At 37.7% G+C, this 14,052-nt stretch carries 9 protein-coding genes; 5 read left to right on the top strand and 4 right to left on the bottom strand.

What is annotated here, in order from left to right; genetic code table 11:
* Position 1 precedes the first annotated feature (1 nt).
* The 5 genes from JML65_RS16510 to JML65_RS16490 all read left to right on the top strand — a co-directional run bounded on the left by JML65_RS16510 (position 2) and on the right by JML65_RS16490 (position 7,374).
* Entirely contained in the window at positions 2-877 is an 876-nt protein-coding gene (locus JML65_RS16510) for a helix-turn-helix transcriptional regulator (protein ID WP_202271467.1), read from the top strand.
* Positions 878-1,107: 230 nt separating this feature from the next.
* The gene (locus JML65_RS16505) at positions 1,108-2,631 is read left to right on the top strand and encodes a long-chain-fatty-acid--CoA ligase (RefSeq protein WP_237390915.1); all 1,524 of its coding nucleotides are present in this window, start codon (positions 1,108-1,110) and stop codon (positions 2,629-2,631) included.
* A 5-nt stretch (positions 2,632-2,636) separates the two neighbouring features.
* Positions 2,637-3,515, top strand: a complete 879-nt coding sequence (locus JML65_RS16500; RefSeq protein ID WP_202271465.1) for a prolyl oligopeptidase family serine peptidase — start codon at positions 2,637-2,639, stop codon at positions 3,513-3,515.
* Between the two features lie 12 nt (positions 3,516-3,527).
* Positions 3,528-6,188, top strand: a complete 2,661-nt coding sequence (locus JML65_RS16495) for a TonB-dependent receptor domain-containing protein (RefSeq protein WP_202271464.1) — start codon at positions 3,528-3,530, stop codon at positions 6,186-6,188.
* 4 nt (positions 6,189-6,192) lie between these two features.
* Positions 6,193-7,374, top strand: coding sequence for an alpha/beta hydrolase (locus JML65_RS16490; RefSeq protein ID WP_202271463.1), 1,182 nt, complete (start codon positions 6,193-6,195; stop codon positions 7,372-7,374).
* A 323-nt stretch (positions 7,375-7,697) separates the two neighbouring features.
* On the opposite strand, the gene JML65_RS16485 is transcribed toward JML65_RS16490, so the two are convergent.
* The 4 genes from JML65_RS16485 to JML65_RS24065 all read right to left on the bottom strand — a co-directional run bounded on the left by JML65_RS16485 (position 7,698) and on the right by JML65_RS24065 (position 13,801).
* Positions 7,698-8,624 carry a hypothetical protein gene (locus tag JML65_RS16485; protein WP_202271462.1) on the bottom strand — a complete coding sequence of 309 codons (927 nt, stop codon included), beginning with the start codon at positions 8,622-8,624 and terminating at the stop codon, positions 7,698-7,700.
* Positions 8,625-8,786: 162 nt separating this feature from the next.
* Positions 8,787-9,917: a hypothetical protein gene (locus JML65_RS16480; protein ID WP_202271461.1), complete on the bottom strand. Its 1,131-nt coding sequence runs from the start codon at positions 9,915-9,917 to the stop codon at positions 8,787-8,789.
* A gap of 265 nt (positions 9,918-10,182) precedes the next feature.
* On the bottom strand, positions 10,183-10,797 hold the full coding sequence (locus tag JML65_RS16475) for a response regulator transcription factor (RefSeq protein WP_202271460.1): 615 nt from the start codon (positions 10,795-10,797) through the stop codon (positions 10,183-10,185).
* Complete coding sequence (locus JML65_RS24065; protein ID WP_202271459.1) at positions 10,790-13,801, bottom strand: ATP-binding protein; 3,012 nt, start codon at positions 13,799-13,801, stop codon at positions 10,790-10,792. Before JML65_RS24065 ends, JML65_RS16475 begins: the two co-directional genes overlap by 8 nt.
* Positions 13,802-14,052: the final 251 nt, after the last annotated feature.

Raw genomic sequence — 14,052 nt, 5'->3', positions numbered from 1 at the left:
TATGGAATTACTCCTTCCTTACCTGGAGCCGGATGGTTTTAAACAGGGTCTGATTAAGGATTACAGATTTTGTGACAAAGATCTCCTGAACTCTACTGTTCTGGAGATGCCTGAGGATTTGGGAAGCGGGAAGCTGATTCTTTTCAGCAAAAGAAATTTTCACTTTTTCCGGGGGAAATGGAACTTTCATGAAGAAACTATTTTCCATTCTCCACATAAAGTCGGAGACAACGGAATGATGGATTTCCGGATGAATAAAGAAGGGAAAATCAGCAGTAATTTTATTAACGATGAAAAAAAGTTCGAGCATAATACTACCGATATTGATGGGGTAAGAATTTTTGTTCCTAAAACTCTTTTTTCAAAAGATAACGGACTGTTGAAGGAGAAGCTGGAAAATGCACAACGCAATTACCTGAGCCAGGAAAAACTGAAAACTATTTTCGATACTCCGTTTGATGATGCGTCCTGTAACATTATCCTCGAAAGCAGAATTCTGGAGTTTTTAAGCTACTGGATTCATTATCTTCTTTCTGATGAGAAGACTCTTGAACACAAAAAGGCATTTGAAGACAAAATAAAACTGGCAAAAGATTTTGTAGACACCAATGCATTCCAAACTTTGGCGATCAGGGAAATCAGCAGATATTGTGGACTCAACAGCAGTGATCTTAAAAAAGGATTTAAAGATTATACCCGATTGCCTATTCATCAATACATCATTAAAGCCAGGATGGAAAAAGCACGATCCATGCTGCTGGAAACGGAAAAATCAGTAGGAGAGATCAGTGACTGTATTGGATATAATAATCGTGGACATTTTTCTCAGCTTTATCTCCGTCATTTCGGAAAACTTCCTTCCGAAGAACGCCAGTAAAACTTAAACACTTTTCTATGGAATGTTGTGAATGTTGTCTATTTCAACGTTTGCAAGAGGTTGTATTTTTATACGCTTTGAAAAAATTTCTTTTTCGTATCACGGAATTTCCTTTTCGTGTCAGCATCTGTTCAGCATATCATTAATTTGGAGTTAAGATTAGTTCATATGAAATATCCTTTAATCAAGGCCCTTTTTCATATCAACATTAACTCAATATGAACAAAACTATGCTGAACTTATCAATTTTAGTGGAAGAAAGCGCAAGAAGGAACCCTGAAAAACCTGCCTTAAGCCTTGGAGAAACTACGATCAATTATAGAATTTTCCATGAAAAAGTCTGCCAGGCGGCCAATGCGTTTACAAAAAAGGGAATCGGTTACGGGGACAAAGTTGCTTTGCTCTGTCCTAATATTCCTCAATTCCCGATTATTTTTTTCGCCATATTAAAAACAGGAGCAACGGTTGTACCCTTTAGTATTTTTCTTAAACCTGAAGAGATTGCTTATCAGCTTTCCGACTCAGACAGCACCCTGTTTTTGTGTTTTGCAGGAACTCAGGAAATGCCTGTGGGACAATTCGGAAAAGAAGGCTTTGTTCAAAGCGGATCATGCAGAGATTTTATCAGCATAGGGTATCTGGCCGAAGATATCCTGAATTTTGATGATTTAATTAAAGATGAAGAAACCGATTTTGAATCATATATGACCTCATCGGAAGACACAGCGGTCATTATTTATACTTCAGGGACTACAGGGAGACCCAAAGGAGCAGAACTTTCTCATATTAACCTTTTTACGAATGCAGAAGCCAGTACCACCATAGTTGGGGCGGCTGAATTTGAGGCTCAGCTTGTCGTTTTACCATTATTTCACATCTTTGGCTTGACGGTGATGTTTCTTGCAGGAATCCGGAAATCGCTTCATCTTATCCTGCTTCCAAAATTTTCTGCCCAAGCAGTGTATCAGCTGATTACCCGTTTTGATATCAGAATTTTTGCCGGCGTTCCCTCTATGTATTGGGTGCTTCTGAATGAAGAAGATACCGAAGAAAATACCCATAGTATTAAAAAACTGAGAATCTGTATTTCCGGAGGAGCTTCTCTTCCTGTAAAAATCATTGACGAATTTGAAACCCGTTTCGAGGTTCCTATTATTGAAGGATATGGAATGTCTGAAGGTTCTCCTGTGGTGACATTCAATCAGCTGGCAGTGGGGAGAAAGGCTGGCTCGATTGGAACTCCGATTTGGGGTGTTGAGGTAAAGATCGTTGATGATCAGGGCAATGAACTTCCGGTTGGAGAAAAAGGAGAGTTGGTCTACCGTGGTCCCAATGTGATGAAAGCCTATTACAAAAGACATCAGGAAACTGAAGAAGTTCTGAAAAACGGATGGATGTTTTCCGGAGATATTGCTATCAAGGATGAAGACGGCTTTTTCTTCATTGTTGACCGTAAAAAGGAGGTGATTATCCGAGGCGGCATGAATGTTTATCCCCGTGAAGTGGAGGAAGTGATGATGAGGAACCCTGATATTTCTATGGTTGCCATTATCGGCATCGATGATGAAAAACTGGGTGAAGAAATTAAAGCTTTCGTGGTGAGAACAAAAGAAAGCAAAGCTTCCGAAGAAGATATCAAACTGTGGATAAAAGAAAGAATTGCCAAGTATAAATATCCGAGAATCATAGAATTTATTGATGAGCTGCCTTTAAGTGCCACAGGAAAAATACTTAAAAAGAATTTAAAAAACTAACTGAAATGAATTATTTTAAAATTGCAGTACTGTCCATTGTATTAATGGCCACAAGCTGCGCAACACAAAATACAGGAAGCACCAAAACAGCCTCTGTAAGCCAAAAGCAAGAAAAGCTTACCGATATAAAATACGGCACACATGAAAGGAATGTGATGGATGTTTATCTTCCTGCCGACAGAAACCCTAACACAGCATTTCTTATTAGCATTCACGGTGGAGCCTGGACACAAGGTGACCGAAAAGACGACGTTAAATTGGCCGAATATCTTCTCTCACAGGGAATTGCTGTTGCCAGCGTCAATTATCGGTATGCTAATCTTACAGACACGCATCTTCCGGAACTTCTGGATGATATCGACCATGTTGCCAAATACCTTTCTTCCCATGCCGGGGAATGGGATACTAGGAAAAACGGGTTCTCCATTTCCGGAGGAAGCTCCGGAGCCCATGTTTCTCTGATGTATGCTTATACAAAAAATCCTCAGATCAAAACCATCATAGAGATGTGTGGCCCTGTAGACTTTACAGATATTCAGACGTTACAGTATGTGAAAGCGGCCAACCTTTTGAGCGTTCTGGATAAAATGTCTGGTAACAAAGTAGTCTGGAATCCCGGTGATGCTATCCCGGAAGCTTATGCTAAAACCAGTCCTGTACAATTTGTGAATCAGATTCCCACCATGATTATTCATGGGGATAATGATGAGGTGGTTCCCATCCAGCAGGCTTATATCCTGGAAAAAGCCCTGAAAGCAAAAGGGGTTCAGTATAAATTGGTTATCGTTCCCGGAGCTGGACATCTTATTACAAAATTACCGAAGGATGAACAGATTGTTTTCACCAACGCGGCGGAATGGCTTAAAAAATACGGTACAAACTAACGATTAAAGTATATGAAGACTCAATTTTCACATAGAAAAATGACGGTAGCTATACTTTTTCTGACGGCCTCTTCTCATATGATAGGGCAGAAAAAAGAAGCTGATACCGCAAAAACAAAAGATATTGATGAAGTGATCATGACCGGGGTTTTTGACAAAAGGACAAGAATGAATGCACCCATTGCGATCTCCGTTCTGAAAAGTGATGTCATTGAAAAGCAGGTTCCCGTGAGTGCTGCAGATCTATTGAAAAACGTTCCCGGAGTATATGTCAATTCGTCATTGGGGGAGATCAGGAATAATGTAAGCTCAAGAGGGATCAGCGCGGGATCTTCAGATGGTACGTTTGCTTATGAATACATATCTATGCAGGAAGATGGCCTGCCGGTAACCAATACTACTTATTATAATTATGGACCGGACTTTTTTCTAAGAGCAGATGCCACGATTTCTCAGATTGATGCTGTAAGGGGAGGTCCCGCTTCTATTACTGCGGCCAATGCACCAGGGGGAATTTTCAATTATATCTCTAAGACGGGTGGAAATAAGTTTGGAGGAGAAATCCGGGCTAAGTATGGGGTTCAGGGAGCAGATAATTCCGGGTATCACAGACTTGATGTCAACTTTGGAGGTCCTTTGGGTGATAACTGGTTTTTTAATATTGGTGGATTTTACCGGTATGATTTAGGGGCCAGATATGCAGGGTATCCGTTTAATAATGGAGGACAGGTAAAAGCAAATATCGTAAAAAAATACAGCAAAGGAAGTCTGAAGGTATTTGTAAAGTATCTTGATGATAGAAATGGCTATGCTCAATTGGTACCTACACGAAATTATACAAGTCCCGAACCGGCAGAAGGATTCAGCAGCAGCTCATCCCTGTTGATTCCGAAATTACAGTATAATTCTCCGGATTTTATTCATGGTGGGAATATAGATTATAATTCAGGCCGCCTGGTAAGTAACAAATACCGGTCTGTAGGTTTAAACTGGGACCACAATCTGGGAAATAACTGGAAGTTGTTTTTAGCCAGTAAGTATTCTGATAATGAGGTAGCACAGAACAGTGTAGGAAATTCTTTTCTTACATCGCTGGATGATATGACCTCTTATTTTTTGCTTGGCGGACTGGGAGTGGGGACTTATTCCTTTAAGGATGCCCTCACAGGACAGGAACTTGCCAGTGTGAATTCTACATTGGGGGCCGGAGGATTACCTGTTTATCAGATCACGAAGAATCAATTGCCGGGTCAGTCTATTCAGAATAATTCATTTGTCATGTCAGCGCTTAATTTTTATGAAAATAAAGTAAAGGAATCCATGAATCAGCTGACCATCAATAAAAAATGGAATACTATGAATTTTTCATTTGGCGGCTATTATGGGTACTCGGATGTATGGCGTTTCTCCGGAATCAATGGGATAGGACTTACCACCTTAGAGAACCGGCCAAGAATGATGACTTTAAGTTTAACGGGAGTTACCACTTTAGATTTTACAAAACCCGGTGTTTATCAGCTGACGAATAATGACGGTTTTGCACAGGCAGCCGGCAGTACAGGAGATTTATTGGAGTTTAAAGCTAAACAGCAGCAGGGAGCCGTATTTTTCGGACATACCTGGGATATTACAGATCACCTGACATTGGATTGGGGAGTCCGTTACGAAAAGGTATGGATCAAGGGAGATAATACCCGAACCTATCTGTTTTCAGATAAAAACGGAGGTACGGATGGCAATATTTATACCTTATACAATAACAACGCTCTTTCAAAACTTACCAACGTTGCCTACAGCAGACAGCTGGAAAACTTTTCCTATTCTGCAGCGCTGAACTATAAATTCAATAATAATGTTGCCGTATATGCCAGATATTCTAAAGGAAGTAAGTCTCCGGATCTCGATATGTTTTTTGCGGCCAACAGACCGGAAACCATAGGGTTACTTGATCCGCAATCGAGAAAAACACAACAGGTGGAAATGGGATTTAAAACCAAAACAGCCTATTTTGATGCTTTTGTAACTCCATTTTACAGTTTACTGAGTAATGTACCTTACAGCTTTATGGCAGATGACGGAAAAGGTGGGTTCTACACAACGCCTTCCTTATATAATAAAAATGAAACCTATGGAATAGAGCTGGAAACCAATATCAGACCGTCCGATAATTTCAGTATCAGGGCTGTGCTTACCTTACAGGATCCAAAAGTGAAAGAAGGGTATCTATGGAATTTAGGAAGTGCACCCGGCCCATCAGATGATACTGTAATTTCATATTCGGGAACTACTATTGCGTATACCCCCAAAATTATGGCCAATATCACTCCTAATTTGAAAATTGGTAAAGCATTTGGATTTGTAACCTGGAGTTATATGGGAAAAAGAGAGGGGAGTAATACCAATGTCTATAAATTGCCGGGGTTTTCACAATTTGATCTGGGAATAGGATATAATTTAAATGAGCATCTCAGTATGCTGGTCAATGTGAACAATGTATTTAACAAATATGGTGTGATGAGTTACCAGCGACCGGGAACTCTTCAGCAGCAGCTTGCCGGGTTTGAAAATTTCACTCAGGCAGAGTATGCTTCTGCAGTCGCCAACGATACGCCTTATTTCACGATTGCAATTCCTCCGACTTCCGGATATCTTACCGTAACGTATAAATTTTAATATAATGAAAAAGTCTTTAAATATATTTTTTGCGATTTTGCTCTTCATCATTTTGGTGGTGTTGGTGATCCCCATGATTTCGGTGTATCTGAAAGCTCCCATGCTTTTAAGCGGGTATAGCAGTTCGTTCACCATGCAGTTCAACTCACAGTTTGTTATTTTGAGCCTGGTACTCCTATGCATCTGTTTTCTTTTTTATAGATATGGAAAATACTGGCGTAACTTATTGAAAACTAATTTAATTCTTTCGGTATTGTTTTGTATTGCCCAGATTTACTTTACTGTAGTTATGTTTTCTACCGCTAAAAAATACAATACCCAGGTTTCATTTTCTCAGGGGTTGAAAAGTTCTGAAGAGCCGGTAAAACCTACGGAAACGTATTCTTATCTTACTATTTATAACGAAGAACAGCATATAGATGTTTTCCGCCCGGAAACAAAATCTTCAGGACCTACAATCCCGGTTATTCTTGTTCATGGCGGTGCTTTTATCGAGGGGAACAGAACTCAGGTCGGGTATGCTGCCAATTGGTTTAAAGATCATGGATATACCGTTTTCTCTATCGATTATCCTTTAGGAAAGGAAGATCGGCACAATTGGCAATCTGCTGTTAATTCAGTCGTGACTTCAATGGGATTTGTTGTGAAAAATTCAAAAAAATTCAATATTGATCCGAACAAAATAGTTTTGGTAGGCGGTTCTGCGGGAGCAGCACTGATAATGCAGGCAGATTTAGGGCTAAGGAAAGGTTTTGCCCAATCTTATGACTCGCTTCAGCCTCCAGTTCCGGCGGCCGTTATTGCTATTTATCCACCTGTCAGCCTATCCGAACTCTGGCAAAAAATAGATGAGAAAAAGAATATCGACCTGAAACATGCCGCCAGAAAATATCTGGGCGGATCTCCCACCGAATTCCCACAGCGTTATGCCCAGCTGAATTTAATAGACCAGCTTTCTGAAGGGATTTCCCCAACATTTATTATTGCCGGTGAGATCGATCATGTCGTCAATGTAGAAGCGACCAGAAAATTTGTAAAAAAAACGGAAGAGCTGAAGCTTCCTGTTTCTTATGTGGAGATTCCTTATGGTGAACACGTTTTTGACGCAAACTCCAATGCTATTGCCGGACAAATTGAATGGAATAAAATAGGGGAGTTTTTAAAGAAAAATCATCTGGAAAACTGATGAGATCAGGTTGTTCCATTCCTTTTTTCTAGAATTTTCTTAGGATATCAGAAAATAATAGACATTTAAAAATGGATCACTTCCATATAATGATAAAAATCCTGTAATTTTTAATAATTACAGGATTTTATAGTTTTAAAAGAATTGTTGATGAGGTTTTAATCATCTCCTTAGTGGAGAATACGGGATTCGAACCTGTGACCTTTTGACTGCCAGTCAAACACGCCAATCTGATTATTTTGTTTGGGAACAATTTTTTCTCTCTCATCATCTGTGATACTATGATGGATTGGCGAGATTGACTCAATTAAGATATGATGCAGTTAGTTGGCAATTTTATAACCATACAGTGAGCTGACTACTACCTGATATACAGTTCCGCTGCTTACTGCAGCTGCAGAAGCTAAACTTACTGTTTCTCCTGCATTTAAATAGGTAATACATGAAACATTGGTACCTACGAGTGTGCCGGGGCTGGGCTGGTAGGACTGTACTAATATATTATTGGGAGTCGTATTGTAATTTTTTACAAGGTATAAAATTGCCCAGGCAAAAGCCGAATTCCCCGGAAGGGAGCCATTATCAAATTGAGTTGAACCATAGAACATGTAGTATCCCTTTGTAGGTGCGGTGAATCTGCCGTTTGATGTGTTTAGTACACCTGCTGTGTTAATTACAGTACCCTGTGGATAATTAAGTTCTGAAACAATATAAGGCCCGGTACTGGCAGGCAGTGATTGCCGCGTGGTGGTACTTATCGTGGAGAAAGGGTAGGTAGTTTCTGCCGCAGGCAAACTATCCGAACTTGATAGCAAAATAAGTTCCCAGGTTGTTCCAGCGGTTGTTCCCTTGCTTATGAAAAATGCATAATAACCAGGGGGAATATTAATAGAAGATGCGCCTGCGCCACTTTGATTATCGATTAATTCTGATCCGTCTGCTGTTACAGAGAGCTGTCCTGTTCCTGTATTTTTGAAGTGATATATTCTTCCAATAAAATTTCCGGATCCGCTTGCTGCAGCAGGCAGAGCTAAAGTACCGTTGCTGTTACCGCTGTAAGCTATATAATAATCATTGGCATCAACAGGACCGCTTGTTGCTGTGGTTTTGTAGGCTGCGGCAAATGATCCATTGACGGTTAGTTTGCTGCCTGGACTAATCGTATTTATGCCTATATTTCCTGTTTGAGAATGCATAAAAGCACCATTTAAAACTACCAATAATGGCAGGAATAACATTTTTTTTCTCATATTTAATAAGATTGATGAACTAGGGTAAAGAAATTTTACTTGTTTTTAATAATCTGCATGGGATGCAGAGAGGGCTGTTTAATGAACTGTCGGAGAAATGAGGGATTTGGAGCAGTTCAGTTTTCAAATTTATGTATTTAGAATCATGTTGTATGGTTTTCCTTAATTTTGAAATTTCACAAAATCAAGATAGAAACTTGGGTTTCCACCATTAAATCCTGCGGGAACTACAAAATTGGTTTTATGAGCAACTACAGGATAAATACCGGGAGCTGCGAAGTACAATACTCTAGTCTGATCTCTTGGAACAAAATTAATAGGGTCGGGGCTGGCAGTTCCACAATATGCTTTCCAAACCTCTCCTATACCGGCAATGTAAAACCAGTAATCATTACAAGTAGAAGTGATAGTAATTCCAGAACGGAAAAAATACCATCCCTTGGCAGGAATATTAACGGATATTCCTGTAGTGAAATTATCTCCACCTGAGGCTCCGGTAAAAGGATTAACCAATGTTCCCGTATAAGACGTCCAGTTATTAGCAAATGCAGTGGTAACCGTAGATGACCAGGTGGCTAAACCGTTGGCATCACTGGTCAGTACATAACCCAGCTGCTGGGTGCCGTCTTTAATCTGCAATGCACCGTTAGTAGTACCGTTGTCTATAACGATTTTAGAATTGGCTGCTCCTGTAGGAACAGTATTGGTCCCTATCAAAACCTTTCCGGTTCCGTTGATACTCAGGTTGTTTCCTGCAGTAGCAATATCTGTTGGCTGGGATAGACTACCTCCTAATTTAACATCAGTACCTGACATGGTGAGACCGTTACTGGCGGTGTAATTATTTGTCGAAGAGCTCATGGATACAATTTCCCAGGTAGAATTAGCACCAGTAATTCCTGTATTGATCAGCTGAGCACTTTGGTTTGCAGGGACTAAAATGCTGGTATTTCCATTGATTGTTTCCGGTACTGCAGGATTTACTGTGATGGTAAAATTTGTATTATTCTTAATGGTGTACATTCGTCCCTTGAAATTTCCCAGTCCGCTGATGGCAGCCGGAAGATTAAATACTGCATTAGCGGTACCATTATAGGAAACATGAAAATCGGCTGAATTCAAATTGTATGATGTTGTATTTATTGCGGTATAATTAGCCGCTACAGATCCATTAATGTCTATTGTAGATCCTGGGTTTGGGGTATTTATTCCTACATTTCCTGCCTGCGAAAAAGCAATGGAGGAGGTCAATAACCCTAATAATTGTCCTAGTCTGGTAATTTTTTTTAGCATTTTATTTTAATTTTAGAATCCTAACGTTCTGAATATAAATTATGTAAAGCATAGTATATCAACAGTACTTTACTCTGATATATTAACTTTAGATTAAATGTTGATTACAGTATTGTGAATTTCGTTATTTTTTGAACTGATTTTTAAATTAATTTCATTGATAATGTAAAAATATAGAAATAATTCTACGAAAAATAATGCATTTCGTAGAAAGAAATAAAGAATATTGTAGAAAATTTTCTACGTATTATGATTTACAGGTAAATCATGCTATATAGGTTTGGTACAGCTTGATGAGGTCTGCTAAATTTTTCGTTTTAAGTTTGATATGAATCCTTTTTTTATAGGTACTGATGGTAGGCATCTGGATATTCATTTTATTCGAGATTTCTAAATTGCCGTTACCCTGTACCATTAAAATAAAAATCTCATATTCTCTCACAGATAAATTTTTTATAGAATCTAAGGGAGACTGTTGAAGCAATTGCTGTACAATAGACGAGGGATAATAAAACCCTTCTGAAAATATTTTATTGACAGCATCAGAGATTTCCTCAGATTTGCTTAGCTTACTGATGTATCCATTGGCGCCTGCTTTTATATACTGTACCGCTACCTCTTCTTCATAAGCAGAGAATATCAGTATTTTTATGGTGGGGTCCAGTGTTTTAATTTCGGAGATCATTTTTTTGTTTTTGCTTTCCGGCATGTTAATATCCAAAATAACAAGATCATATTTCTTTCCGGAGATTTTTTCCAGAGCTTCCGGATAATCTTCAGCCTGGTCTATTACGACATCCTGGATTCTTGATTCTAAAATCATGCTTGTTCCTACCAGAACAATGTCGTGATCATCAGCAATAAGAATATTCTTAATCATCTTTTTTATTTGTTAAAATCAGTTTAAATGAAGTTCCTTTTAATTTATTTTTTTTGAATACAATTTTTCCTTCGATCATTTGAAGCAGTTGCAGGACAAGGTGAAGGCCCATTCCATATTTTTGAAGTAATAATTTTTCGTTTTCAATATTATCCTGAAGTTTTGTATAATATTCTATTTTCTTTTCATCCATTCCGATGCCCGTATCTGTTATCAATAGGATGATGGTATCGCCTTCCACACTGCTATCTATGGTGATGATACCATTCTTAGTGAATTTTACAGAATTATCCAGAAGGTTGTGGATAATTGCAGACAGTATATTCTTACTGATCCATACCCATATCGCCTTGTCTACATTATTGATAATTACAGTATGATGGTTTTCTGCTATGGCATTAAAAAGCACCCTTTTTTCATCTATCAGATGATATAAGGAATAGAGTTCTGTTTTGTTGGATCGGTGGTGTGTATAAATATCCGCATATTCTTTTAAGGTAATGGTGAAATTGTATAACTGATCCGAGGACTTGTAAATAGAATTCAGGATTTTTTCACTTTGCTGTCCGCTTAATTCATTCTGATTCAGGGCCTCTTTTGCTGTAAGTGCAATAAATTTCACGGGGGTTGTAATATCGTGGGTAATAGTTCCGATAAGTTTTTTTTGCTGTTCAATTTCTTTATGAAGCTTTATTTTTGTAATCTTCAGCTTTTCAACAGTATCGGAAAGACTTTTCGTACGGGAATTGACTATTTCTTCCAGTTCATGATTTTTCTTTTTCAGAAAACGTATTCTCCACCTTACCAGTATGTATAATAAGAACAGTATGATGGACGAAATTAATAATTTAAACCACAGCGTCTGGTAAAAATAGGGAGGAATGATAATTTTGATTTTTTTATAAATATATTTTCCATCGTCGGAAACCAGAATTCTTACTACAAAAGAATGATTTCCATAGGAAAGATTTGAAATGGAAAATTTTCCGTCCTTTCCTATAGGTTCCCATCGGGAATTAGGCATTCCGCTAAGCTTTGCTTCTACAACTAGATTGTCAGGGTTTGAATAATAGGGTATATCAATGAAAATATCAATACGATTGCATTCCGGTTTTAGATTCAGTACTTTATCGAAATACTGTTCTTTGTTGTCAATAATAGCCCTTTCTATGTAAATGTTTTCCGGATAATAGCTTTTTATTTTCATCGGATCGAAGAAAACCAAGCCATCTAAAGAAGGAAGTACAAATTCCCCATTTTGTAGCCTGGTACCACAGATATTACTACCTCCATTGAATTCGTTGGTTTTAAAGCCTGAATCTTTTGAAAACCGATAATAATTAACTTTGAATTGTCTGTTCTGAACATACTGAAGCAGCTGGCTTTCCATAACCCTGTAAAGCCCGTTGTTGGTAGGAATCCAGAAAAAACCGTGTGAATCTTCCAAAATGGTATGGGAAGAAGAAATATTGTTATTGGCATCATAGGGCATTTTGACCAGACGATTATTTTTCAGTAGATAGAGCCCTTTTCCTAAAGTGGTTATCCAGAAATTACCATCTTTTGATTTTATAATACTGCGAATGGATAATTCATTACCAGGATTTAAATTGAGTATTCTGTTTGTTTTCAACGATACCTTATATAATCCCTTTATGGTTCCTACCAGGATGTGATCCTCATCAAACTTCAGGAATTTAGAAGGCTCATTATTAAAAAAAAACCTTTTTTGTACAGATTTGAAAGACAGGTCTTTATAAACCAAGAGGTTTCCACTGTATTCGGTAGTTCCATCCTTTTTTTGATGTAGTTCCAAGGCATAATACCTGTTGGCGTCAAAAAAAAAGTCTATCACAATGAAATTTTTCTTTAAAATAATTTCCTTATAAGATGTTTTCTTCTGATATATGACCAAGTCATTTGCCTTGCGGGCAATAAGATTTTTCTTCTCGTCATAAGCCATGAAGAACGGAGTGATGCTTTCAAAACTTTTATTCTCAACGAGCCCGTTATGATCATAGCTCTCTCCAAAAGTCGTAATGACTGAAGATTTAGTGTAGGGAAGGGTGGCGTAAAAAACTGACTCTGGCTTTGATGAATGTCTCTGAAGTGTAGTGAAATCCGGAAAGCTGATCACCTGCAGACCATTGGTGCTGCTTCCGAGATAAAGTTTATGGTAAGATTTGTCATAATATACACTTATTATATTTTCTGCAATATGGTCTAGCTGCGCTAGTTTTGATATGTTGAATTTATTTTGTTCATAGAGGCACCTGTAAATGCTGTTCCTGTTGACTATAAAAACCTGATTATTAATTCTGCTCCAGTAGATTTTACTATGTATGTCAGTCAGTAAAGGTTCATTATAATAATCGACAACTTTTCCCTTTTCTATTTTCTGGATATTTTTTGCCTGATTGTCAATAAAGAATACTGAAGAATTGATTACAAATATTCTGGCTGTGTTCTTATAGAATGCTTTAATAGTTAGATTCTCTTCTTTTTGAGAAACAGTATCAATGTATTTCAGGGAATTTTCTTTTATAAAATAAGTGCCATCTGTAAACTGAAAATAAAGACTCAGGCCTGGGGATGTAGTATAGCTGTAATTGGACCCATATAAAAAGTAATTGGTATGGTCTTTAAATATAAAATTTGATTTTTTTTTAAATGAATTGATGACCTTAGGGGACTTCCGGTGTATAAGTACTGTTCTTCCGTAGTCTGCTGTAGCATAAATGCTGTCTTTTTCGGGATGCCCGTAGAAGTACATAAACCGCTGACTGTTTAATGGAAGATTCTTATAAACCAAAAATTTCATGCCATCATACCTCACAATTCCGTTTTCAGTGGTCAGCCATATAAAGCCGTATTTGTCTTTTATAATATCTTTTACGCTGTTCTGTGGAAGACCATTGTCTGTATTATATAACTGTATACTATAGTGCTGAGTGTAAATAATAGAAAAAATAAAGAGAAGAAGAACGGAAGTATATTTTTTCACAAACTTTTGTTTAATTTTTTCACAAAGTTATTACCAAATATGTAATAATAGCAAAAATAAAAGGTTTTTTATCCATCATTGATAAAAATGCATGAATAATAACATTGCCTTTACTTAACATTATAATGATAATGCGATGGATGGTTTGAATTGTAGATCATATACAGAAGCGTAATTTGGATAAAACATAAGTTTGTAAAAATATTCCAAAAATTATTTGCAGGTATCATTTAAATACTTACTTTTGTACC

Source organism: Chryseobacterium sp. KMC2 (assembly GCF_016756935.1).
Lineage (GTDB): Bacteria > Bacteroidota > Bacteroidia > Flavobacteriales > Weeksellaceae > Chryseobacterium > Chryseobacterium rhizosphaerae.
The sequence above is the reverse complement of the archived record's forward strand: the minus strand, read 5'-3'. Positions and strand labels throughout refer to the sequence as shown.